Origin of the sequence: Novosphingobium album (ex Hu et al. 2023) (assembly GCF_022832385.1) — a bacterium.
GTDB lineage: Bacteria > Pseudomonadota > Alphaproteobacteria > Sphingomonadales > Sphingomonadaceae > Novosphingobium > Novosphingobium album.
Window position 1 is genome coordinate 1 of the sequence record NZ_JALHLE010000036.1, and the last position, 24701, is coordinate 24701.

The 24701-nt window shown below is 63.9% G+C and carries 20 protein-coding genes; 8 read left to right on the forward strand and 12 right to left on the reverse strand.

Annotated elements, in window-relative coordinates; all coding sequences use genetic code 11:
- Positions 1 to 170: 170 nt before the first annotated feature.
- From MTR64_RS18285 to MTR64_RS18310, 6 genes are all read right to left on the reverse strand, one after another.
- Complete coding sequence (locus MTR64_RS18285) at positions 171 to 653, reverse strand: NUDIX domain-containing protein (RefSeq protein ID WP_243995947.1); 483 nt, start codon at positions 651 to 653, stop codon at positions 171 to 173.
- Complete coding sequence (locus MTR64_RS18290) at positions 641 to 1258, reverse strand: 6-phosphogluconolactonase (protein ID WP_243995948.1); 618 nt, start codon at positions 1256 to 1258, stop codon at positions 641 to 643. The genes MTR64_RS18285 and MTR64_RS18290 overlap by 13 nt, the downstream gene beginning before the upstream one ends.
- A 38-nt stretch (positions 1259 to 1296) precedes the next feature.
- Positions 1297 to 1755 (reverse strand): Dps family protein, encoded by a 459-nt coding sequence (locus MTR64_RS18295; protein ID WP_243995949.1) that lies wholly within the window; start codon positions 1753 to 1755, stop codon positions 1297 to 1299.
- Positions 1756 to 1840: 85 nt separating this feature from the next.
- On the reverse strand, positions 1841 to 2398 hold the full coding sequence (locus tag MTR64_RS18300; RefSeq protein ID WP_243995950.1) for a hypothetical protein: 558 nt from the start codon (positions 2396 to 2398) through the stop codon (positions 1841 to 1843).
- A 34-nt stretch (positions 2399 to 2432) separates the two neighbouring features.
- Complete coding sequence (locus MTR64_RS18305; RefSeq protein ID WP_243995951.1) at positions 2433 to 3185, reverse strand: HAD-IIB family hydrolase; 753 nt, start codon at positions 3183 to 3185, stop codon at positions 2433 to 2435.
- Positions 3186 to 3305: 120 nt separating this feature from the next.
- A complete protein-coding gene (locus MTR64_RS18310; protein ID WP_243995952.1) occupies positions 3306 to 4694 on the reverse strand; it encodes a mechanosensitive ion channel family protein in 1389 nt (462 codons plus the stop codon).
- Positions 4695 to 4858: 164 nt separating this feature from the next.
- Here MTR64_RS18310 and otsB point away from each other — a divergent pair, with 164 nt between their 5' ends.
- From otsB to galE, 5 genes are all read left to right on the forward strand, one after another.
- On the forward strand, positions 4859 to 5659 hold the full coding sequence (gene otsB, locus MTR64_RS18315) for a trehalose-phosphatase (protein ID WP_243995953.1): 801 nt from the start codon (positions 4859 to 4861) through the stop codon (positions 5657 to 5659).
- A complete protein-coding gene (locus tag MTR64_RS18320) occupies positions 5656 to 7485 on the forward strand; it encodes a glycoside hydrolase family 15 protein (RefSeq protein ID WP_243995954.1) in 1830 nt (609 codons plus the stop codon). The genes otsB and MTR64_RS18320 overlap by 4 nt, the downstream gene beginning before the upstream one ends.
- A 49-nt stretch (positions 7486 to 7534) precedes the next feature.
- Positions 7535 to 8947, forward strand: a complete 1413-nt coding sequence (gene otsA / locus MTR64_RS18325; protein ID WP_243995955.1) for an alpha,alpha-trehalose-phosphate synthase (UDP-forming) — start codon at positions 7535 to 7537, stop codon at positions 8945 to 8947.
- A gap of 287 nt (positions 8948 to 9234) precedes the next feature.
- Positions 9235 to 9495, forward strand: a complete 261-nt coding sequence (locus MTR64_RS18330) for a hypothetical protein (protein ID WP_243995956.1) — start codon at positions 9235 to 9237, stop codon at positions 9493 to 9495.
- A 162-nt stretch (positions 9496 to 9657) separates the two neighbouring features.
- On the forward strand, positions 9658 to 10662 hold the full coding sequence (gene galE, locus MTR64_RS18335) for a UDP-glucose 4-epimerase GalE (RefSeq protein WP_243995957.1): 1005 nt from the start codon (positions 9658 to 9660) through the stop codon (positions 10660 to 10662).
- 51 nt (positions 10663 to 10713) lie between these two features.
- Here galE and MTR64_RS18340 read toward each other — a convergent pair whose 3' ends face one another.
- The 6 genes from MTR64_RS18340 to MTR64_RS18365 form a co-directional block, all read right to left on the reverse strand.
- Positions 10714 to 11793 carry a HupE/UreJ family protein gene (locus tag MTR64_RS18340; protein ID WP_243995958.1) on the reverse strand — a complete coding sequence of 360 codons (1080 nt, stop codon included), beginning with the start codon at positions 11791 to 11793 and terminating at the stop codon, positions 10714 to 10716.
- A 112-nt stretch (positions 11794 to 11905) separates the two neighbouring features.
- The gene (locus MTR64_RS18345; protein ID WP_243995959.1) at positions 11906 to 13081 is read right to left on the reverse strand and encodes a DUF3500 domain-containing protein; all 1176 of its coding nucleotides are present in this window, start codon (positions 13079 to 13081) and stop codon (positions 11906 to 11908) included.
- A gap of 149 nt (positions 13082 to 13230) precedes the next feature.
- Positions 13231 to 14607 (reverse strand): phospholipid carrier-dependent glycosyltransferase, encoded by a 1377-nt coding sequence (locus tag MTR64_RS18350; RefSeq protein ID WP_243995960.1) that lies wholly within the window; start codon positions 14605 to 14607, stop codon positions 13231 to 13233.
- 52 nt (positions 14608 to 14659) lie between these two features.
- Positions 14660 to 17818, reverse strand: a complete 3159-nt coding sequence (locus tag MTR64_RS18355; protein ID WP_243995961.1) for an autotransporter outer membrane beta-barrel domain-containing protein — start codon at positions 17816 to 17818, stop codon at positions 14660 to 14662.
- A gap of 74 nt (positions 17819 to 17892) precedes the next feature.
- Entirely contained in the window at positions 17893 to 18807 is a 915-nt protein-coding gene (locus MTR64_RS18360) for an intradiol ring-cleavage dioxygenase (RefSeq protein ID WP_243995962.1), read from the reverse strand.
- A 171-nt stretch (positions 18808 to 18978) separates the two neighbouring features.
- Positions 18979 to 19731, reverse strand: a complete 753-nt coding sequence (locus tag MTR64_RS18365) for a response regulator (RefSeq protein WP_243995963.1) — start codon at positions 19729 to 19731, stop codon at positions 18979 to 18981.
- A 717-nt stretch (positions 19732 to 20448) separates the two neighbouring features.
- Between MTR64_RS18365 and MTR64_RS18370 the strand changes: the two genes are divergently transcribed.
- The 3 genes from MTR64_RS18370 to MTR64_RS18380 all read left to right on the forward strand — a co-directional run bounded on the left by MTR64_RS18370 (position 20449) and on the right by MTR64_RS18380 (position 24662).
- Complete coding sequence (locus MTR64_RS18370) at positions 20449 to 22590, forward strand: ATP-binding protein (protein ID WP_243995964.1); 2142 nt, start codon at positions 20449 to 20451, stop codon at positions 22588 to 22590.
- Positions 22587 to 23522: an autotransporter outer membrane beta-barrel domain-containing protein gene (locus MTR64_RS18375; protein WP_243995965.1), complete on the forward strand. Its 936-nt coding sequence runs from the start codon at positions 22587 to 22589 to the stop codon at positions 23520 to 23522. Before MTR64_RS18370 ends, MTR64_RS18375 begins: the two co-directional genes overlap by 4 nt.
- A 123-nt stretch (positions 23523 to 23645) precedes the next feature.
- The gene (locus MTR64_RS18380; RefSeq protein WP_243995966.1) at positions 23646 to 24662 is read left to right on the forward strand and encodes an NAD-dependent epimerase/dehydratase family protein; all 1017 of its coding nucleotides are present in this window, start codon (positions 23646 to 23648) and stop codon (positions 24660 to 24662) included.
- Positions 24663 to 24701 lie beyond the last annotated feature (39 nt).

The window sequence follows — 24701 nt, forward strand, 5'->3', positions numbered from 1 at the left end:
GGCGGATCGACCGAAAACAGCAGCGGATACTGAGGAAAAAGGCCGGGGCCAGACGGGCGGGGAAGACCTCGAACGACTGGTCCCACGCTGCCACGCCAAAAATTGAGTGACCGAGCGAATTTGCGGCAGACGCTTAGCATTGCAGCTTGCTGCATCAATGGGGCCTGCGCCTATCTGCCCCCGTAGGCTTGCACCCACTCCCTGATGTTTTCCGCCAGCCCGGCGCGCATGTTGCCTGGCAACGCGTCCAGCCGGAAAAAGCCTGCCTCGACGATCTCGCGCTCATCAGGGACCGCTGGTCCGCGGGCACACCCCACGACGACATGGACCCGGTTGTTGAGGCCATAAAGGTCCTCGTCGACGACGGCCACGAGTTGCGCCCTGTCCAGTACGCAGCTGGTCTCCTCGGCCAGTTCGCGCAGGCCTGCTGCGACCGGATCCTCGCCACTACCCAGACCTCCCCCCGGCGGCGCCCAGTTGCGCGAACCGTAGGAATGCCGAACGAGCAGCACGGCCCCGGCGTCGTTGAGCGCAAGGACGCGCACGCCGATCACGTTCGAATGCCAGGCCTTCCACGCCTGCTTTCGCCCCCAGTGCGCCAGACGGTAAAGTGCCCGGTGAAGCGGTGCAGGCAGTATCTTCAGCAGAAACACGTAACCTTGTGCCGCGCGGCCCTCAGCAGGCGTGCGACGGGCAGGTCATTCTCTCCCTTCACCGCTGCGTCGAATACCGCGCGCTTGTCCGCCCCCCGGATGACGAACATGATCTCGTCGCTGTCGGTCAGCGCGGGGAGGGTGAGGCTGAGACGGTCGAACGGGGCGCCCGGCGGCAACGGATCGGGCGTGAGACGGCGTACCGGGTGCGGATCGTCAGCCTTGGGATCGGTATTGGGAAACAGCGAGGCGACATGCCCGTCGTCGCCCATGCCAAGCCAGGCAATGGCGAAATGCGGTGGGCGGGCGTCCTCGGCCAGCGGGACAATCTGCGCCCCCACGGGCTCAAGCCGCGCGCGGATCTTGCCGACATTGCTGGCCGGATGGTCCTCTTCGACAATGCGGTCATCGCCCGGCCAGATCGAAATCCGCTCCCATGGCAGGTCTTCGTTCGCCAGCAGGTCGAAGATCGGGAATGGGGTCGAGCCGCCCGGCACGCTGATCGCGATCTCGGGCGACTGGGCCAGCGCAGCGCGCAAGCGCTGGGCCAGCCATGCAGCAATCACACCGTCCCCGGCCTGTTCGATGATTTCGATCCTGGGCATGGGGCGTGTCTAGCACTCCCGATGCCCTTGCGGAATGGTCAGGCCATAATTTCGCGCAGGAACCACGCGCGCTGCTCGGCCTGATCGGTCCAGTCGTCGATAATGCCGTCGGTAGCATTGTCGCCCGCCTCGCCTGCCAGTTCCTTCACCGACTTGAGCGTGGCGACGAATGCCGTGTTGTCCTCGAAAAGACGCTTTACCATCGCCATCGCATCAAGGCTGGTATCATCCTCGTCGGCGACCTTGGTCTTGGCGGCGATCGAGCCGATCGAGGTCATGGTCGTCCCGCCCAGCTTGCGCACGCGTTCGGCGATGAGGTCGGTAAGGCCGAAGATTTCGGTCGCGTGCGTATCGAACAGCAGGTGCAGGTCATGGAACTGCGGGCCGCGCACGTGCCAGTGGAAGTTCTTGGTCTTCAGGTAGAGCGCGAAAGTGTCTGCCAGCAGGCCGTTCAGGCTATCGATCAGGGCGGCCTTGGAATTGTCCTTGGAAGTCATGGTCGTCGTTCCCTCTTTGACGTGTTGAAATCAATCTATGAGGTAAAACACCGATTATAAGACTTTGTTCTATCGGTTTTTCCGATTAGAGAATCCCGATTTCCGACAGGAACATTCCGAGCGCTACGACGGCCAGCAAGGCTCCCACTATCCGCCGTAGCCACCGCGCGGCGGGCCTGTCCAGCATCTGCGGGAACGCCCAGGCAAACCCGGCCAGAACACAGCCACCGACGATCCCGGCCACGCCTGATGCCAACGGCGCGGCGAAACCCACGCCCATGCCGAAGACGAGGAAACGGGCCGCATCGGTAACCTGATGCGCCAGCAGCACCAGCGCAAGCGCGCCAAGCGAATGCGTCGGCTCGCGCGGTTCGCGCCGGGGGGGCAGTATCATCGATTCCAGCCCTGCCATGCCGAGCGCGATGGCAGCAAAGATCGTCCGGGCCGGCGGCGGCAGTTCGGCCAGCACGACTTGCGCCGCCCAGGCCGCGAAGACAGCCGTCAGTGCGGCGGAGAGCAGCGCCACGATCAGCACACCCGGCCGCTGCCCCTGCACGCGCGCCAGCCCGGCAATGGTCACCTGATCACGCGCGCCGATCCCGGCGAACAGAACCGCGATCAGCGTCAGATAGAAGGCAGGCATCGCGGCCTTTCCCGGACGGATGCCCGCACTTGCGTCAGCCGGGCTTCTGGCAGGCGACGATCGCCGTAATCACATTGGCCGTGTCGCCCGGATCGCGCACGCAGACTGTATCGAGCCCCATGGCCTTGGCCGGATAATCGTTGCCGCCGGGAAAGATGGCATCGCCGATGAACAGCATGTCCGCCTCGGCCACGCCGCTGTGTTCGGCAAGGCGCCGGAGACCCCAGGCCTTGTCGACGCCCGGCTGGGTCACGTCGACCGAGGTCGCACCGCCCAGATTGACCGAGACGCCCGGCAGACGCTTGACCAGATCGGCCTGGATGACCTTGCGCTTGGCAAAGTCGGGGTCCCAGACTTCCTTGGCATGGAGCGGGGCCTGCTGGCCCAGCGCGGAAAAGGTGATCTGGCTGCCGCGATCCTCGATCCGCTCGCCCCAGGTTTCCTCCGGGGTGAAGCCGGTTGCCTCGAGCGACGCATCGAAGGCTTCGAGAATTTCGCGTTTCTGCTCTTCAGTGAAGAGTTCGGCATAGACCGGCGTCCACGCCTCCTCACGATGGATGAAGAGCTTGGCGCCGCTGGTCGGCATCATCCACAGGCGCGAAAGGTCTGCATGAGCAGGCAGGCGGCTGGCCACCTGCTTGTCGAACTGTGGCCAGTCGCCGCCGGAAATGACCGCAACTTGCGCAACCGTCAGCAACCGGGCGATCAGATCTGCCATCTCGTCGGTCAGTGGCTGCTTGCTCAGCGCCAGTGTCCCGTCGAGATCGAACGCCACAATCTTCTTCATGCACAGCCTTTCAGGAAATTCGCTTCGTAACGGCGCAGTATTCGCACCACGCCAGCCGCCCGCGCCGAATTATCCATAGCTTGCGTCATTTACGTTGCAAGACGTCAACAAGCTTCCCGGTCATGCCTCGACCGTTTCATTTTGCGACGCCGTCTGCATGGCTCCCGGCGCGTCGTGCGAAAGGCAATCACCCAGACGGGCAAGATCGGCCCCGCCCGGCTGCTGGAACAGCCTCAGCCCGAACTGCGGCAGGATGGCGATGAGATGATCGAAGATGTCCGCCTGGATCGCCTCGTATTCGCCCCAGTCCACCGTGTCGGTAAAACAGTAGATCTCGAGCGGCAGGCCCTTTTCGGTCGGTTCGAGCTGGCGCACCAGCAGAGTGCCCCGTTTGGAAATGCGCGGATGGGCCTTGAGATAGGCAATTACATAGGCACGGAACGTCCCCGCATTGGTCGGCCGCCTGCGGTTGGCTGGACGGTCTCCCTCGCCCTCGCCATAGGCATGGGAGGCATTCCAGACCGCCAGTTCCTGTTCCTTGGCATCCATATAGGGCCGCAGGATCGCAAAGGCGCGCAAATCTTCCCACTGTTGCCGGGTGAGAAAGCTGACGGTGGTCTGGTCAAGCAGCAGTGCCCGCTTGATTCGCCGCCCGCCCCATTCGCGCATGAAACGCCAGTTGCGGTAGGAATCCGAAATCAGCTTGTGCGTGGGAATGGTGGTGACGGTCTTGTCGAAATTCTGCACTTTCACCGTGTGCAGCGCGATATCGATCACATCGCCATCGGCATTGAGCTGCGGCATCTCGATCCAGTCCCCCACGCGCAACATGTCGTTCGACCGCAACTGCACCGAAGCAACGAGCGATAGGATCGTGTCGCGAAAGATCAGCATAAGCACCGCTGCCAGCGCGCCGAGGCCGGACAGCAGCAGGAACGGCGACTGTCCGATCAGCGTGGCAGTGATGAGGATCGCCGCGGCAGCATAGATCACGATCTTGCCGACCTGCACATAGCCCTTGATCGGCCGGCTCGCCGCTTCGGGCTTCAGTTCGTAGGCATCGTTGGCGAGTTCGAGCAGGTCGGACAGCACCCGCGCCAGCGTGAACACCACGAAGGATTCCGCCACCACCTGCACGAACACCACGAACCGCTCAGGCAGGCCCGCAATGAGAGGAATCCCCTGCAACAGGATCACGGCAGGCACCACATTGGCAAGGTGCGTCACCAGCGCGCGCACGTCGCTGGCCTCGTTGCGCAGGGGGGTGCGCGCAATGATCCGGGTTATCGGACGAACAACCAGCTTCTTCGCCAGCCAGTTGGCGAACCATCCGAGCAGAACCAGCCCGGCCACCCCAAGCGCTGCACTGGCAAGTCCGCCCTCGAAGACACCGGCCCGGGCCAGCAACGACTGCGCATCATCGAAAATCGAGATCTGTTCCTCCTGGCGTAGCGGCCCTCGCGGCCCCTCGCAGGCGCGCACAATGGCGATCCATCCTGCTGTTTTCAACCGCATGCACCTGACGGAACCGTCGCTCCAGACATTCGTTTGACGGCTTCCGTGAGCTGTTTGGCAGGGCAAGACGGACCGACCAACCGCGATTTCGCACCTGCGGAATTTTCGTAAAGGGTGGGGGTGGCCATATCCTGTCCGATGGTGCAAGACTGAACACAATGACCGATCCAAGCGACACGACCTCGCTGGCGGAACATGGCGCCGAAAAGCGCGATCTCCCCCAGCCGCCACCGCTGCGGATTACCCCGCGGACCGCGCTGTTTCTCGACTTCGACGGCACTCTTGTCGACATCGCCGATCACCCCGATGCCGTTGTCGTCGCCCGCTCGCTTCCGGCGCTGATCGAAGCGCTGGCACGGCGCCTCGACGGCCGGCTGGCGCTTGTCAGTGGCCGTTCGCTCGGCGCGCTGGAAGCCTTGCTGGGCTCGCTTGACGTTGCCATGGCCGGTTCGCACGGCGGCGAGTTCCGGCCCGCCGCCGATGGCGGCATCCACGCCCTTGCCGATCCCTTGCCCGATGGCATCGTGGATGCACTCTCGGGCTTCGCACAGGCAAATGGTGGTCTGTTGGTGGAGCCCAAGCCGTTCAGCGTGGCAGTGCACTATCGTCACCATCCCCACGCCCGGGATGACCTGCTGGCCTGCGCCGAAGGCCTCGCCACGGCGCATGGCCTCAAGATGAAGCACGGCAAGCAGGTAGTCGAACTGGTCATGCCCGGATCGGACAAGGGCAGTGCCGTCGCCAGCTTCATGGAGCTTGACGGGTTCATCGGCACCCAGCCGCTCTTCGTGGGCGACGACGTGACCGACGAGGACGCCTTTCGCGCCGTTGCCCGCTTCGGCGGCAACGGCATTCTGGTGGGGCCGATGCGCGCCACCGCCGCCACCTGGCGCCTCGCGGACGTTGCCGCGGTCCACGAATGGCTTGCAGCGGCGCTTGAGGAGAAAGCCCACCCATGAGTTCGCCCGAACGCAACGCCCCCCAACACAGCACACTGGAACTCTGGCCCATCGGCAATTGCCAGGTCAGCGGGCTGATCGACCAGCGCGGTGCGCTCGTCTGGGGCTGCGTGCCGCGCGTCGATGGCGATCCGGCATTCTGTGCCCTGATGCGCGGGCAGGACGGGCAGGACGCAGGTACCTGGCGCTTCGAGCTGGAAAATCAGGTCTCGGTCCGCCAGCACTATTTACGCAACACCCCGATCCTCGTCACCCGGCTGGAAGATGTCAGCGGCGGTGCGGTCGACATCTACGACTTCTGCCCGCGCTTCAACCGCAGCGGCCGCACATACCGTCCGGTTGCCTATGCCCGGGTGGTCCGGCCGGTCACGGGCTCACCCCGTATTCGAACGGTGCTGACGCCGATGAGCGGATACGGTTCCCAGCTCGCGCAGATCACGCACGGCTCCAATCACATCCGCTACCTCGTCGAGCGCAATACCCTGCGCCTGACCACTGATGCGCCCGTCGGCTACGTGCTTGACGAGCGCTATTTCCGGGTCGAACGGGCGCTGCACTTCTTCCTCGGTCCCGACGAGCCGTTCGGCGGCAATGTCGAGCACGAACTGGACAACATGCTGCAGCTGACCGGCGACTACTGGCGCCTGTGGGTGCGCAGCCTTGCCACGCCGCTCGACTGGCAGGATGCAGTGATCCGGGCCGCAATCACGCTCAAGCTTTGCCAGCATGAGGAAACCGGCGCGATCGTAGCCGCGCTCACCACCTCGATCCCGGAGGCACCGCATTCGCAACGCAACTGGGACTACCGCTACTGCTGGATTCGCGACGCCTATTACACCGTGCAGGCGCTCAACCACCTCGGCGCGCTCGACGTGCTGGAAAAGTACCTCTCCTACTTGCGCAACATCGTCGACGATGCCGAAGGCGGTGCGATCCAGCCGCTCTATGCCGTCAGCGGTGCGCGTGAGATCATCGAGTGGGAAGCCAAGGACCTGCCTGGCTATCGTGGCATGGGCCCGGTGCGGGTCGGCAACGCCGCCTACTATCAGGTCCAGAACGACTGTTACGGGCAGATCGTTCTGCCCTCGATCCAGGCCTTCACCGACCAGCGCCTGCTGCGCATCGCCAACATGGACGATTTCGCCAGCCTCGAGGAAGTGGGCGAGATGGCGTGGAAGACGCACGACCAGCCCGATGCGGGCCTGTGGGAACTGCGCACGCGAACGGCCGTGCACACCTATTCGAGCGTGATGAACTGGGCGGCGTGCGACCGCCTTGCCAATGCCGCCGAGCATCTCGGTCTGACCGGCCGTGCAAAACTGTGGCGCGAGCGCGCCAACACCGTGCGCCAGCACATCGATGATAGCGCCTGGTGCAAAGTGGAAGGGCACGAAGCGGGCGGGCACTATGCCGCCAGCTTCGGTGGATCAGAGCTCGATGCCAGCCTCCTGCAGATGGTGGAACTGCGCTACGTCAAGGCCGAAGACCCGAAATTCCAGGCCACGCTGAAAGCCGTACAAAAGGCGTTGCGGCGCGGCGAGCACATGCTGCGCTATGCCAACGAGGACGATTTCGGACTCCCAGAAACGGCCTTCAACATCTGCACGTTCTGGCTGATCGAGGCGCTGCACCGCAGCGGCGACGATGACGAAGCACGGCGGCTGTTCGAGGCGATGCTTGGGCATCGCACGCGGTCGGGGTTGCTTTCGGAAGACATGGATTTCGAGACCGGCGAACTGTGGGGGAACTTCCCCCAGACCTATTCGCTCGTCGGCATAATCAACTGCGCCGGGCAATTGTCCCGGTCGTGGCGGGACTGGCGCTGACTCCCGCCGGACGGCGGCCAGCCGTCCGCGCTGCACAGGGGATACAGGAATGAGCAGGCTTATCGTCATATCGAACCGGGTCTCCGTGCCCAAGGCCGCCGGAGCGGCCGGTGCGCAGGGCGGTCTCGCGGTCGCGCTCAATTCGGCCCTGCGCGAGCATCGCGGCATCTGGTTCGGGTGGTCCGGACAGGAAACCGAGACGTTCACCGGCCATCTCAACATGCAGCGGATCGACGATGTCACCACCGCAACCATCGACCTCGAGCCGCAGGACATTGACGAGTACTACAACGGCTATGCCAACCGCACGCTGTGGCCGCTGTTCCACTACCGCATCGATCTGACCGAATACGACCGCAACTTCGGCGAAGGCTATGAGCGGGTCAACGCGCGCTTCGCCGATTCGGTACTGCCGCTGATCGAGCCCGACGATCTGGTCTGGGTGCATGACTACCACTTGCTGCCGCTCGGCTCGCTGCTGCGGCAGAAGGGCGTGAAGAACCGCATCGGCCTGTTCCTGCACACGCCCTGGCCGCCCGCGCGGCTGCTTGTTTCACTGCCATTCCACGAGCGGCTGGTGGGCTCGATGCTGGAATACGACGTCATCGGCTTCCAGACCACGGAATGGCTGGGGAGCTTCCTGCACTATGTCGAAAAGGAGATGGGCCTCACTATCAACGAGGACGGCACCATCGATTATGATGGGCGCCGCATCGTCGCCCGCGCCTTTCCGATCGGCATCGACTACAAGGAATTCGTCGAAGGAGCAGAGAGCGACGAAGCACAGGAAGCCTACGATCATCTCAAGGCCAGCGTGCGCGGACGCAAGATGCTGATCGGTGTGGACCGGCTCGATTATTCCAAGGGTCTGGGCGAACGCTTCGAGAGCTTCGGGCGGTTCCTGGGCGACTATCCGGACATCGCCAGCAAGGTGGTCCTGCTGCAGATCGCCCCGCCTTCGCGCGGGGACGTTGCAAGCTACCAGCAGATCCGCGAGGACCTTGAGCGGAAGACCGGGCACATCAACGGCGCCCATGCCGATGTCGCCTTCGTGCCGATCCGCTACGTGAACCGGGGCTATCCCCGCCGCCAGCTCGCGGGCTTCTACCGCGCATCCGACATCGGCCTCGTCACGCCCTTGCGCGACGGCATGAATCTGGTGGCAAAGGAATATGTCGCAGCCCAGAACCCGGAGTATCCGGGAGTGCTGATCCTCTCCCAGTTCGCGGGTGCCGCGTTGCAGCTGACCGACGCGCTGCTGGTCAACCCCCATTCGATCGACGATGTCAGCGAGGCGATCAAACAGGCGCTGGACATGCCGCTCACCGAACGGCGACAGCGCCACGAAAAACTGCTCGCGTCGGTGCGGGACGAAGATGTCGTGTACTGGCGGGACGCCTTCGTGAAGGCCCTGTTTGGCGAAAATGCCAACGGCAACAGCGCGAAAGAGGAACTCGCCTAGCGCCGGTGCTGAATCCGACAGCCTAGTGATATCGGCCAATTTATGTGGCCGCTCTCGTGGCACCGCGCCATTCCTGCTGCAAACCGCGACGACAATGGTAAGTCCTGCAACGGAAGGCACATTCAAGCTTTTGTCAGCATTGGTCATGTAATGAACACTGGCCTGAAACCGTTCTGACCTTTAGGGCGCGTAAGGGAGAGGAAGCGGGGCGACGTTCCCGCCCGCCAGACGGCATCAGCTGCGGCGGCAAATTGAATGGAAGGGTCCGGCTGATCCCGGACGCATGAATGCCTATGGCAACGATACTCTACGGCGAGTGCATCGCACCGGGCCAGACCGCCAAAGTCCGCATTTCGGGCCTCGCGGATCAGGGGTGCGATCTGGAAACCGACGCCTGCGAAACTGTCAGCGATGGCGATGTTTCGCTGTGGATCGGCGCCGTCGGCCCGTTCCATGCCAGCGCCACCCGCAAGGACGCCTGCCATGTCGCCGTGCGTTTCAAGGAGCCGATCGACGGCCGGATCCTCGAACATTTCCGCTGCGGCTGACCGTTGAGCTTGATTCAGCAAGACTGAAAACAGGACTGTTTGATCCGAACCGGACGTGCACTTTCGCCGCGCGGTTAGACAAATAGTCAGGAATCGGTGCTATTGGCCGCATCACCGCAGATGCGGCGTTGTCTTGCCTCAGGGAATCAGCCTTCCACAACCATGAGTACCAAACTCCCCGTCCTCGTTACTGGCGGCGCCGGCTACATCGGCAGCCATGCTGTTCTGGCACTCAAGGATGCCGGCTGGCCGGTCGCCGTGATCGACAATCTGACTACAGGATTCCGCTTTGCCATTCCCGACGGTGTGCCGCTCTATGAAGGCGATATCGAGAACGCGGAACTGCTCGCACGCATCTTTGCCGAGCAGAAGATCGGCGCGGTCATGCATTTTGCCGGATCGATCATCGTGCCTGAATCGGTCGAGAACCCGCTGAAATACTACCACAACAACACCGCCAAAAGCCGCGCGCTGATCGAAGCAGCGGTCTCGGTCGGCGTGAAGCATTTCATCTTCAGCTCGACAGCCGCGACTTACGGCATCCCCGAAGTATCGCCGGTCACCGAGGACAGCCCCAAGGAGCCGATCAACCCCTACGGCATGTCCAAGCTGATGACAGAAATCATGTTGGGCGATGTGGCGAAAGCGCACCCGTTCAACTTCTGCGCGCTGCGCTATTTCAACGTCGCGGGTGCCGATCCGCAGGCGCGCACGGGACAATCCACGGCGGGCGCGACGCACCTCATCAAGGTCGCGGTCGAGGCCGCGCTGGGCAAGCGCAACCATGTCGGGGTGTTCGGCACCGATTTCGACACGCCCGACGGCACCGGCGTGCGCGACTACATCCACGTGTCGGACCTTGCCAATGCCCATGTGCTGGCGCTGGAAGCGCTGATCGCTGACCCGGCGCAGTCGCTGACGATGAACTGCGGCTATGGCCGGGGCTTCTCGGTGCTCGAAGTGCTCGACGCGGTCGACCGGGTGACCAACAAGACAATCGACCGGCGCATGGAAGGCCGCCGTGCGGGCGATCCGGACTCGCTGATTTCGGACAACCGCCGGATCAAGGCGACCCTGCCCTGGGTGCCACGATATGCCGACCTGCCGGTGATCGTCGAACACGCGCTCGCCTGGGAACGCAAGCTCACCGAAATTCGGGGCGAATAAGCGCCGATGCCGCAAGAGGCCGGTGTATGCGCACCGGCCTCTTGCGGATGCTCACTCCCCGAGCATCCGGCTGACCGCCCACCAGACGGCCATTATCAGCGCTGCCGCCGCAACCGGGCGGCGGACCATGGGCTCGAACGTCCGCGTGCGCAGCCAGAGCAGCAGCGGCAGCACCACCGCGACAATGCCCAGCTGCACCAGTTCGATCCCCAGATTGAAACCCAGCGTTGCCGCAACGGTCTGGCCCGTCGAGAGATCCAGGTCGCGAATGGCGGTGGCAAAGGCCATGCCGTGGATGAGGCCGAAGCCGCCCGCGACCCAGGCCTCGCGGCGCGGGACAATCGGCGTGAGCGCATGCAGCGCCGTGACTGCGACCGAGATCGCAATCAGAACTTCGATCCCCTGCCCCGCCGCGGGCAGCCAGCGCAGAGAGGTTGCCAGCAGCGAAAGCGTGTGCCCGGCCGTGAAGGCCGACACCCGCCAGAGTGTGTTCGACAGGATCTTGCGGGGGCGGCGCTCGATGATCCAATGCCCCTGCCTCGCCGCCAGTGTCACCGTCAGAAGCAGTGTGAGCAGGAAGGCGATGTGATCGGCGCCTTCGAGGATGTGCCACACGCCCATGCCCACCATCTGGCCCAGCGCGGCAAGGCCGGTGCCATGGGCGCCGTCGATGGTGATCGTGCGGTCATCCTCGGACAACTTGCCGAGCAGGCGCGGCTGGCCGGGCAGGACGCCGCCCTGCCAGTCCTGATCGACGGCAATCACGGCCACATCCGGGATCACGTCGCGGATGATCACATCATAGGACAACACAGCCTTGCGCAGGTCTGCGCCCGTTGGAGCCACGGCATCAACATCTATGGACCAGTTGCGCGCGTTGGGGGCAGGCGGCGCCAGCGAAACGACCGAGAGGCGCCACGGCTGGCCATCGCGGCTGGCAAGGTGCAATTCGTCGAGCACGTAACGGGCAACGACGCGCTTGTCCGGCACCGGGTATTGCGTGAAACCGGGGCCGGGATCGGGAATACGGCCGGTCGAGATCAGCGCCATCGCCAGCCGGTCGAACGGCAGGGCAAGATGCAGCCGCCAGCGACCTTCGTGCATGCGCACAGACACCATGGAATCAGGCATCGGATGCGCGCGGACAGGCGTGCCAATGCACACCGCAAACACTGCGGCAAGCGTCAGAAGGAAAAGGAGCAGCCTTCCCGAAGGAAGACTGCTCCCGCGACCCGACGGTTCTTTAGAAGCTGAAGTTGCCGCCGTAATCATAGGTCTTGTCCCGCCAGACAGTGTGATAGTGGTTGGCGCTGAAGATCACGCCACTCTGGACCGAAAACTCAATCCACACGCGCGGGCCATCGATGCGCATGTAGGAACCGCGCGTTGCGAGATCCGAATAGTTCGACCACGAGATGTATGTGCTCGCCAGCGCACTGCTCGCGACATAGGCGTCATACTGGCCGGTGCCATTGGCATCGCCCGCGTATGCCGCGATCGCCGCCTTCACGAGATCCTGCTGACTGGACGACAGCGCGGACACCGCAATGCCCGACTGGGTCGAGGGGAAATTGCCGTCGTTCTGCGGACCGACCACCAGATCGCTGACCGAAGCCGAGAGCTTCGCCGCCGACAGCTGGCTGGAGCTGAAGGAATCAAGAATGGCCTTCATCGCATCGTGTTCCGAAGCCATCGGCGTCAGGGTGGACCCGCTCGAAGTGTAGCTCACGGGCTCCACGCCCACGAAGTTCGGCGTCAGGCTGACCGGCGTGTTTGACGCGTCCATGGCGTAGAACCAGGTATAGTGGTGGCCGGTGAATTCGAGGATCCAGGCGCTGCTCGTCGAAGGCGTGCCCAGGAACGAGATGTGGTAGATGTCCTCACCGTAGCTGGTGCCGCCGCCATTGGTGCGCAAGTACTGGTCCGCCGTCCGCAAGTTGGCCATGGTCGTCTGGCCCTGCGAAGTCAGTGCTGCATTGATCAGGAGTTCAGCCGCAGCATACTGGGTATCGGACAGGTCCGAAAGTGAAACGCCCTTGCGGTTGCTCGAACTGACCGGAAGGTTTGTCCAGTATTGTGTTGCGTTGGTTTCGGTGAGACTGAGCTGGACAGTCGATTGCTGCGACGTGCTCAGGGTGTTGTAGAATGCCTGCGCAAGACAGGTAACATAGGCGCCATTGTCCCCGCTGTCGGTGCAGGAAGACGACGTGGAACTGCTCGAGGAAGAGGACGACGAGCTTGAGCTGGAACTCGAACTGGAGCTCGACGACGAACTGCTGCTCGAGGTGCCCGACGAAGACGATGAACTGTCCCCGCCGCCGCAAGCGGCCAGCGTCAGAACGGCGGCAAGGCAGGCCCCCAGCCCTGAATACGTGATTGTCCGGCGGCCGGACGGTGATCGTTCGTTCAAGATATTCATAGATTCTCCCGCGTTGTTCGCCGGGCTGGCCAGGCTGCGTCCGGACAAGCCCGCTTGCCCACAGGAAATGGCGTTAAAAGGGCGGGTTTGCCGCCAGATTTCAGATGATTTCCAAATGATGCAGCGGACTTCAGCCGGCCCGGGCCGCTTCAGTCCTGCCGGGTTTGCCCGCAGTCCCCCAGCAGCAGGCGGCAATGCTCCCGCGAAACCGGCTGATGCAGCGCAAGTGGCAAGGCGAACATGGCATAACCGGTGAGCGCGGCGAGTATGGGCCATGTCATCCGATCGCTGCAGCTCATGCCACGCCAGGCCCTCGCCGCCAGGCCATAGCCCAGCACGAGCGGGATGAAATAATGATAGAGGTACATCACGCGCTGGCCATCGAGCCAGACGAGGGCAGCCATGCTGAGCAGCCAGCCGCCCAGCAGCAGCCCCGCTGCCGGGTCATCGCGCAAGTTGCGCCCCCTGCGCACCACAGATACCGCAAGCGCCCAAAGCACTCCCGCCAGCGAAACCAGCCAGGCCACGCGGTTCGGAACAAGCGCCACGGCCGAGACATGCCGGTCCGACGCGTCCCAGCGGTAAGTGATCGCACCGCCTCCCAGCAGCCATTGCACCGGATGCGAGGCATTCGTGTCGGTGCGCGCCATGCCATCAAGATCCGCACGCATGAACGCGGCATAATCCAGGCCATAGCTGGTGATCGCCGCGAACAGATTCTCCCGCGCATAGTCATGCTTGACATAAGCGGCATCAATGCGGCCCGCTTCCGTCGAAACATCGGGCGGCAGTGGCGAAACCATGAGCATGACCGCCAACACCCAACTCGCGGCGAGAATGGCGGCACCGGCACCCGCCCCCACACAGGCTATCGCGCCGCCCCAGTACCTGCGGCGCAAACACGGCACCGTGAGCAAAAGCCCGAGCGGCGCCAGCACCAGCGCGTTGGCACGCACCATCGCCGCCAGCATGAGAGCGGCGCCGAATCCGGCTGCCCAGGCGCGAGCCTGCACTCCATCTCTGCGCAGCGCCTTGACCGCGCAGATCAGGCTCGCCAGCACGAACGCCAGTTGAAAGGCATCAAGCTGTCCGGCCCTGAACTGCGCCAGAAGCGCTGGGTCACAGACAAACAATGGGGTCATCAGCAAACCGGCGCCGGTACTGCCGGTCAGGTCCGCCATCAGCAGGAAAAACAGCCCCGCAGACAGAGCACCGAAGATCACCGGGGCAAGCCGCGGGCCGCGCCAATCGAAACCCGGTGGCATGTCCTGGCCGCGGATCGACTTGGCCGCGGCGATCTTCCGCCAGTTCACATCCCGATTGAGACCGCTGGCGGCATCGCCACCCGCCATCAGCAAAATGCCGAGCGGCGGATGCGAAGCGAATTGAAGCTGGCCCTGGTGCACCCGGGCCTCCGCCGTCACGTAGTAGGATTCATCCCAGATGGGCCCGTTTACCGCATCGATCCGCCAGCCGAGCAAAAACCCGGCCAGCGCGGCGACCGTCCAGAAGGCAAGCCTGCGCACGCGGTGTTCCTGCAAGGCAGCGACACCGCGCGGCAGTTCTGGAAGTATGGCCTCAGAACGCGACACTGAGCGAGGCGCGGGCGGAAACGTCGGTGCTGTCCGAGGTCCGCTCCACCCGTGTGGTGAGCTTCCAGGTAAAGTCGTATCCGCCCGCCAGAACGCTGGCCTCGCCAATCCATGCGCCCTTCAGGCTGTCCGGCGTGATCGTGAAGCTCTCGCCCGCATCGTAGCTGTCACCTCCGTTGAAGTAGGCAGTGGTGCTGCCAAGGTTGCCGGAGAGCACTTCGCGGCGGCCGGCTTCAAGCTGGAACGTCAGCGGACGCCAGTCGGGCGACACCGTTCCCAGCGAATAGGCCGCGGTGACCGTCGGCGTCGCGGTCAGGGCCTTGCTCGTGCGGCTGGCAACGGTCAACGCGATGGCATCGCTGTCGGCCGTTTCCTCGTAGCCCTTTTCCTTAAGCCACATCTGCTCCAGCTCGACCTTGGGCTTGAGGCTGAAGCGGCGCGAGGCCTGATAACGGTAGGAAGCGCCGGCAAGGCCTGAGAGCAGCCAGCCCGACCACTTGCCATCGGCTTCATAAGTGAAATCGGTATCGTCGATGGTGCCGGTGAATGTCCGCGCCGAGTCGATCGAGACATGCGCGCCGCCCAGGCGGGCCCAGGCCATGAACGGCCCCTTGGCGGTCCGCCAGAACAGTCCGAAGTCGTGCTGGCCGAGGTCGAGCTTGCCCGTGCCGCCGTTGTCGGTGACCGAGCTCTGCAGCCATGCATAGGAGACACCGACATAGCCGATAGACGTGCGCCGTTCAGCACCCATCGAAATGCCCCAGCCCGAAACCTTGTAGGCCGCGGTATCGCCAGCATCGCGCGTGGTGTTCCAGTAGACCGGTTCCAGCCAGCCGCCGACATCCGAGATGTCGAACATCGTGGTGTCGTCGCTGATGTGGCGGGCGGCCAGGCGGTCGCCGGAGGTCACCGCGCTGAACACACCGCCGGCATGATCGGGCAACAGTCCGCCAACCTGGCTTTCGAGCGTTTCCGTGTCCTCCACCTGCAGCAGGCTGCTGGTAAGATCGTCGTCGTTCCCGGCCGTCGCATAAACCGCATCCCAAGCCGATGCCGCGGCGCGGGTGAGCCCCAGCTCACTGGCCGTCTTGCGTTCGATCGTGAGATAGATGCTGTTGGCATCGCTCGAAACCGTGCCGTCGAAAATGAAGGGCAGATCAACTGACGACGCGAGAGAGCCCTCTACATCAAGGCTGTCCGCCGTCAGCACCGTGTAGGTGCCTTCGGCATCGGCGAGGTCGCTGACGGTCGCGGTGATGCTGGCGCCATCCTCCAGCGTGGCATTCGTCACGTTGAAAGTGGAACTCTCGTCTCCATCAACGTATACGCCCAGCGTGCCGCCCGAAGCGACATAGAGCGTGCCAAAACTCACCGTCGAGGTATCAGCTGGCGTCAGCGTGCCCCCATTGACGGTGACAGTAAGATTGCCGGCGTTGGCGAAGTCACCTGAATAGGTGGCAGAATCGTTGAGTGTCAGCGTTCCGATTTCACCGGCGAAGTCCATCGTGCCCGTAAAGCTCGAGGTCCCGGCCATCGTCGCCGTTCCGGTGCCACTGCCGAAATAGACATCACCGGTGTAGGCCAAGTCGCCCGAAAGATTGAGCGTATCGTTGCCGTCACCGAAATAGGTGTTGCCCGCGATGGCGCCCGAAGAGGCATTGATGGTGTCGTCACCGCTTCCCAGAAGGATGTTGCCGGTAATCTTGGTATAGACCGTCGGGTCCACGTCGACGTCGTTGTCTTCAAGGTATTCCGCGCTGGTCTCGGCATCGTCGTCGTTGAGGTACTGGTTGATCGTCACGCCAGTGGTGTTGGCCGACAGGTCCAGCGCCACGCGCGTGTCCGTGCTCGACCCGCTGGCAGTAATGAAGCCGGTATTGTCGATCGTGGTCAGTGTGCCGGAAAGATCCTGAATGGCGGTGGTGCTGCCTTCGCCGGGCGAGCTGATGGTCGCCGCGATCGATCCGCTGTTGTAGAGGTAATTGACCGTGCTGCCCTCATTGATGAGCAGCGCCGTGGCCGACGAATCATAAGTCGTCGCCCGGACCGTGCCGCTGACGCCAATACCGTCGGTGAGCGTGACATTGCCGCCCTCACCACCGATCACCAGTCCATAGGCAGCGGTGTTGCTGTAATAGGCATTGCCGGCCACCGAACCTTCGATGGCAATGGAATAAGTGCCGACATTCGCATCGACTGCACCGATCGTGATGTCGTTGGTGCCGCCCACCTGCAACGCCGGGCCGTTGCCGTAGGACACGATCGCGCCGGTGCCCTCGTCCGAATCGTCCACCCCGTCGCCGTCTTCGTCGTCGTTGCTGCTGTCATCGTCTGCCGGCGGCGCAGCGACATAGATGCCCCCGTCGACATTGCCGCTGATCGAAACCGCCGCCGTTCCCGCGCGCAAGGCTGCGCGGGACAGATAAATCGTATCGCCGTCATCGTCCGTGTAGGACGCGGCCTGCGTGACCGTGCCTTGGATGGTGACCGTGCCAGTGACGTCACCATTGACGGCGACGCCGGTTGCGCCTTCACCGATGGCCTTCACCGTGCCTTCGACGGTCAGGTTGCCGTCGATCGCCTGGGTCGAAATGCCAGTGGAGTAGTCGCCGATGACCGTGATCGTACCGGTGTTGGTAACATTGCCAGTATAGGTCCCGTCGAGCACAATGCCGCCCGAGTTCAGCCCTTCAACCTTGATGATCCCTTCGTTGAGGATCGTGCCCGAAGCATCGCCGCCGACATAGACGCCATAGCGGTTGCTGGCCGATGCAATCGCACCGTCAGCGATGGAATTGCCGTCATCATCATCCGGGACATAGTCCTCAAGGACGTAGAGAGTCGCGTCTTCGCCAATGGTAATGGTGGAATTGGTGCCCGATCTCACCGTAATTCCGGTCGCGCCATCCGCGTCGCCCATCTCGATCCCACCGTCCGCATCGACGGCAGCATCTGTGTCGACCGTGATCGCTGTGCCGCTGTCCAGCGTGATCGTGCCATCCTCGGTCATCGTCACATTGCCTGCGCTGGATGTGACGAGAGCCGTGGTCGTGTCGGTCGAAACAGTAGTGTCGGCCAGCGCCGGACCCGCGGCCAGCGCAAGAACGAGAGCACTGAGACTCGTGGAAGCGTGAAGGGTGCGCATCAAAGGAACTTTCTGTTGAGATCTGCAACAAGCCAGGACCGCCGCCAGTCCCGGGCTTCATTCGGGAGGAAGGATCAGGCGGCGATGCCAATCAGGGCGCTGCCCGCGTATCCGGCGGCAACACTGCCGGAGAGCGTGGGCGTCATCTGCGAAATCTGGGCTGAGGTGTTGTCGCCGAAGACATTGTCTGACGAGAGCGAGATCGCATTGTAGTTGGCGATGCTGGCAGTGTAGCGGGTGTCGCCGGAAAACACGGCCGTGTTGGTCGCGGCGGGCATTGCGAGCTGCGAGATGAGATCGGCAGTCCGGCCGGTGCTGGCGGCCGTCAGCCCATCGAGAAAGACCTCGAAGTGGATGTGCGGCCAGCGACCGGAATAGCAGGCCGGATAGATCGTCGTGAAAGTGACCTTGCCGTCGCTGTCCGTCACCTGGACGCCACGCAGGTAGCTCTCCGTAGTAACGCCGCTCGAATAGAGCGAGTAACGCCCCCCGGCGTCGCAATGCCAGATATAGATCGCCGCGCCTTCGATCGGCGCGCACCCGGTGTTGACGCCGGCGAGTTGCAGTTCGAGATCGAACTGCAATCCATCGGCCACCGTTGTCGAGCCGATGAAACTGGAACGGATGTCCGAACGCACAATTCCGCTCTGGATCAGAACGTTCGATGTCGAGCCGCTCGAAGAGTTGGTGCCGTCCGCCGGGTAGGGACCGTTGGTCTCGGTGGGATCGGCAACGCAACTGCCCGTGGAGGAGCTTGCGGACGAGGAAGACGAGGAAGAACTCGACGAGCTGGAGCCCGTTGACGACGATGTGGACGAAGAGGATGTGGCCGAGGCCGCCGAACTCGCGCCAGAAGAGCCGCCGCCACATGCCGCGGCCGTCACGGCGGTTCCGGCGCTGGCCAGGAAAGCGAGCGCACGCCGCCGGGCAAGCATCTCGCAGCTCATGGCCTTGAGGTCCCGGTGAAGGCCATGGTCATGCCCTTGCATTGAAATCCCCTCTGCAAGCGCGACAGCACGGGGAGCACCGCCGCCAGAAGCGGCAGGAGTGGGCGCGGGCGTTTGCCGGAAGATTTCAGGAGAGTTGCAGCTAGTTTGCCATGCATCCGGGCAACCGCAGGCCTGCAACCCGCGCGCTGCCTGCCGGATTTCCGGCCATTTCTACTTTGCCGCCTGAGTCACCGTTACCGAAGGGACAAACAGATAGCCCTCGTTGCGCACGGTCCGGATGATGTCCTGCCCGCCCTCACCTTCGGCCAGCTTGCGGCGGAGGCGCGAAAGCTGGACGTCGATCGCCCGGTCATAATGATCGCTGTCCTCGCCGCGAGACCAGTCGAGCAACTGGTCACGGGTCAGCACACGGCGCGGATGTTCCGCAAAGGCCCGCAGCAGGCGGAATTCGCCATCGGACAGGGTGATCAACTGGCTGGCGGGATCGAACAGCAGCCGCAAGCCCAGATCCATCCGCCAACCGGCAAAGTGCAGCCCTTCGCCCGAATCAGCCTCGCGCGGCACAGGCACCTGCTCTTCCGCCACACGCACAGGCAGAGCATGGCGGCGCAGGACCGTCCGGATCCGGGCCAGCAGCTCGCGCGGATTGCAGGGCTTGGCGAGATAATCATCGGCGCCCATTTCCAGCCCGACGATCCGGTCAACATCGGTGCCAACCGCAGACAACATGATGACTGGCGGAGCATCAGGCCCGAGCTGGCGGAGTGCAGTCAGCCCATCTTCGCGCGGCATCATCACATCCAGCACGATAAGGTCGAAATGTTCACGCCCCAGCAGTTCACGCATGGCCGGCGGATCCGCAGCCACGGCGGTCTCATATCCGTGCTTCGCGAGAAATTCGCTGATCAGCGAGCGGATACCCTCGTCATCGTCAACGATGAGGATGCGGGTCTGCAGGTCCATCGGAGGCGTTTCTAATAGCATCCGGCCGCAATAGGAACCCCGTGTGCTCAATGCATTTCAGGCACCGAACGATTTCGCTCCGGCCATGAAATGCGATTGCAAAACCCGTGAAATGCAGCGGCAAACTGCCGGGCCCAGACCTCGGGTCATGGAAAGTCGAACCCGCTTAGAATCGTTTCGGGCGGCCGGCTTCGCGAAACACCTGGCTCTCGGCCTCCCCCCCGCTTTCGCGAAGCCTGCCATGGCCGGAACGTTCCAAGCCACCATCCGCTACGCCGCCGCCATGGCCGCGGGTGGTGCCGGGGCCGTTCGCCGGGCAGGAATCGAAGTCGCACCCGCCCTGCCCGGCGACGGTCCCGGATCCTTGTCCGACTATACTTTTTCGCCTGCCGGACAAACAAAATCTCACACGAACAATCGACCCAGAAGTGAAATAGGTAGATGGTATCTGCCACGCAGACGATTCGTCCGACTCAATACTTTCGGACAGGCGCAACAATATTATGCCTCAACACCGCGAGGACATAAGATTGCGGTGCAGGCAACACGAGGTGACCGTTCCCGCTTTTCTCCCATCCGGGCGAAAGTGGGAACGCGGAGCGGGAACAGGAGGGGAGTGTCCCTCTCTCCTGTACCCGCTCCGCAAATCCCTCCGCTGAGTGCGCGCGCCTTGCGTCGTACTCGCCTTCCCATCGAAATTCTGGCAAGTCCGCGGCCATGAACATGCCTGCTTTACCCCGGCGGCTTGGCCTGCCTCTGGCGATGCAGATGATCGCCATTCTCGTATGCGCCCTGCTCGCGGCACAGCTTGTCACGCTGGCTCTCACCGTCATCCTGCCGCCAAGCCCGGCTGCGCGGTGGAACATGGACGAAGTCGCCGCTGCATTGCAGGCCCACGATCTGCCCGATCGCCTCGAGCGGCGGACCATGAAGGGGCCACCAGACGTGAGCGGCCAGGGCTGGCTGGTCTCGGAATCCTCGCGCGAGGCACTGGCCCATCGTCTGGGCCGGGATCGCCAGGACGTGGTTCTGGCATTCTACACACAGTTGCCGGTCGGCGGTGTCGCCGTGCCGGCCAACAGCCGTTCACCGCTCGCAGTTGCGGAAAAATCTTCGCGTGGCCTGAGCGGCCTGCTGATCGATTCTGCCGAGGCCCACTCGATTCCGGGTGGACCGCCCGCCGGCGGCGCAACGGGGCCGGGCGGGGGCCCCGGTGGTGGTTTTCCGGGCGGTTTGCCTCCGGGCGGTTCCATGCCACACGGCCCGTCGATGCCGGGAGGCATGCCTCCCGGTGGTGCGCCGTCAAAAGGCATGCCCCAATCACCCGGAGGTTCGGGCCGCCCCGGCGGCATGCCTCCGGGTGGCGCGAATTCCGGCGGCACCTCTTCAGGCCAGGCCATGACGCCGCCTGTGGCAGCGCCAGCCACCCAGCCCAATGGCTCAGCCAATGCTGCTCCTGATGGCAACGCCGTGCCCGGCGGCATTCCGGGATCGAGCGCAGGCATTGGCCCGGCGGGCGCAGCTCCCGGCGGCAACGGTGGCGCCGGCGCTATGCCAGGCGGAGCACCGGGTGGGCGCAACCTCCCGGGCGGCGGCCCGGGTAGCGGCATCATCCCGGCCATCCCAGCAGGCACCGTGGCCCGTCAGGTCATTGTTCCACCCGCCATCGAGGCACCGGAACCTGCGAGGACCAACACCGCGGAGCCAGCCCTGCGCTCAAGGCAACCGGCCATCGAGGCCTCGACAGCGCTGCTGCCGCTGGCGGCAGCGACCGCGCACGCCGATACATCGCAAATCGCGTCACCTTCGCAGCACGCGGAGTTGGCTGGCGGTACGCCGCAGCCGATCCCGTTCCGCCGCACCCGCGATTCGGTGTTCGAAATCGCCTCGCCGCCCTTCATCGAAGGCGATTTCGTCGCCGCGGCGCGTCAGCCTGACGGCACCTGGCTCGCCGTTGCGCCACGCGCCGAACCCTTCCCCAACGCCTGGCAGAAGCGGGTCATGCTGTGGTTCGCGCTGTCACTCGCGGTGGTCAGCCCGCTGGCGTGGCTTTTCGCCCGCCGCATCGTGCTGCCGCTGCGGGATTTCGCGAGAGCCGCCGAACAGCTCGGCCGCGATCCTTCCGCCACGATCATCCCGCTGTCGGGTCCCGCCGAAATCGGCCGGGCAGCCAATGCCTTCAACCAGATGCGCAACCGCCTGCGCGCCTTCGTCGATGACCGCACGGCCATGGTCGGCGCGATCAGCCACGACTTGCGCACGCCGCTCACCCGCCTGCGCTTCCGCATCGAGGACGTGCCCGACGAGCAGCGCGACGCCCTGCTCAGAGAAGTCACCGAGATGGAAGCGATGATCAGCGAGGTCATTGCCTTTATCCGCGACGCATCGACGCCGGGCCCTCGCGAGAGGGCGGACTTTGCTGATCTCGTGCGCGGCAGCGTCGCCGACGCAAAGCTTGTCGGCGCCGATGTCGAGATCGAGCACAACGCCCATATTCCGGTTGACGTAGATCCGGTCGGCATCCGCCGCCTGCTCGGCAACCTGCTGGAAAACGCAGTGAAATACGGCGACCGCGCGCGCGTGCGCGTGTCACTGTCGGGCGGCGAGGCCATAGCCGAGATCGTCGATGCCGGGCCCGGCATCCCGGAAGACGAATTCGACCGGGCCTTCGAACCATTCTATCGCAGCGAATCCGCGCGCAAGTCCGGCCAGAACGGCAGCGGTCTCGGACTTGCCGTGTGCCGCTCGATCGCACGCGCCCATGGCGGTGATGTCTCCTTCGCGCACGCCAACGAAGGTTTCGTCGCCCGGGTTCGGGTTCCCGCTGCCTTCGACACGAAGCTGCGCCAGGCCGCATGATGGCCTTGTTTCGCGCAGGCCCGTGGCTGCTGGCGGCGGCCGCGGCGGCAACGACGCTTCCCGCGCAGGCGCAGGAAGCCGATAGTGCCCTAGCCCCGACGACGGCGGCGGCACCGAATGACACCACCGATGCCACGCTGATCGAGCCTCTGCCACTGTGGACCGTCGCCGCTTCGACCGGAATCAGCAACCGCGACGACGGCCCGGACGGGACATGGGAAGCCCTTTCGCTGACCCGCCAGCTCGGGCGGGGGTACGTGCGCGGTGCGCTGATGCGCTACCATGGCACTTTGCTGCAGGCCGACACTGCGCTGCCTTCCGACTACCTTGTCGGGACCGTGGCGGCAGGAGGCAATTTCAGCGGCTGGGTGACTGACGGTTGGCTAAGCCTGGGCCGCCAGGACTACGGAAAGATCAGCACCCCCGAAGGCAGCCGTTCCAGCACCGGCGCGACAGGCAGCACCTATTTCGCCATTGGCGGTGACTTCGGCAAAGTGCTGCCTCTGGGACATGACTGGTACCTGACGCCCACTGCCACCGCATCCTACGCGCACGGCAAGCTCCTGCGGCCCGCCCCCACGGAAACCACCTTCAAGGATGTGGAGACCGACGAGCCCACCTGGTCGCTCAGCGCGGCCGTGCGCCTCGATCATGCATTCGGCCCGGGTAAGCGCCACTACGCCGGGATCTCGGTCTCGCGGAACTGGACCAGCAACGCCGTGTCCGCTGTATATCCCGTATCGGTAGACGACGAGACCGGCACAGTGGATCTGGCCAGCAGGCACTACGCCGATAACTGGTTCGAAGCAGGCGTCACGGCGAACATGGAACTGACGCCGACTCTCCACCTCGACGTGTTCGCCACACGCGGCACGGGCATGTCATCGGGAAATACGACGTCGGCCGGCATCTCCCTGCGCAAGTCGTTCTGACCATCCGCGCCACTCTGGCGGGCCCCGGCGTTATGCTCTAGTGCACCTTTCGCGCTTAAGCCGCCCACCCGGAAACCGAACCGGGAAGTCCCGGGCACAGGCGGCCGGAGGTTTGGAGAGTTCATGGTTCGGGGAGGTTCGACAGTGCTGGTAACGGGCGCGGCAGGCTTCATCGGCGCCACCGTGTCCGAAGCGCTCATGGCACGCGGCCAGCCAGTGATCGGCATCGACAGCATGAACGACTACTATGCGGTATCGCTCAAGCAGGCCCGCCTTGACCGCCTGACGGCACGGTTCGGCGACCTGTTTCATTTCCACAAGGCCGACTTTTCCGACCTGGCGGCACTGACCGATGCCTTGGGGGAAAGCGAGTTCGGGACCATCATCCACCTGGGCGCGCAGGCGGGCGTTCGCTATTCGCTCGAAAATCCGCAGGCCTATGTCTCCGCGAACCTTGCCGGGCACGTCAACATACTCGAAATGGCTCGCGCGCGCAGCGTGGCGCACATGGTCTATGCCAGTTCCAGCTCGGTCTATGGCGGCAACACCAAGCTGCCCTTTGCTATCGAGGACCGCACCGACCACCCGGTCTCGCTCTATGCCGCCACGAAGCGGGCGGACGAGCTGATGAGCGAAACCTATGCCCATCTCTTCCGCATCCCGCTGACTGGCCTGCGCTTCTTCACCGTCTATGGTCCCTGGGGCCGGCCCGACATGGCGATGTGGAAATTCGCCGAGCGAATCCTGTCGGACCGCCCGATCGACGTGTACAATCACGGCGAGATGCATCGTGACTTCACGTACATCGATGATATCGTTGATGGCGTTGTAGCCTGTCTGGACCGGCCGCCCTTCGACGATGGCAAGGAAAAGGCGGGCGGGAGCGTCAAGCCTCACGCGTTATACAACATCGGCAACAACAAGTCCGAACATCTGATGCGGTTGATCGAGCTTCTCGAACAGGCCTGCGGCCGCAAGGCACGGCTCAACCTGCTGCCGATGCAGCCGGGCGACGTGCCTGCGACGTATGCCGACATCACCGCCCTGACCCGCGACACCGGCTATACCCCATCGACACCCATCGACGTGGGCGTTCCACGGTTCGTTAACTGGTTTCGTGCCTATCACGCCATAATATGATCACGAGGGATGGGATTGGACCTGACTAGATTTGCCCCC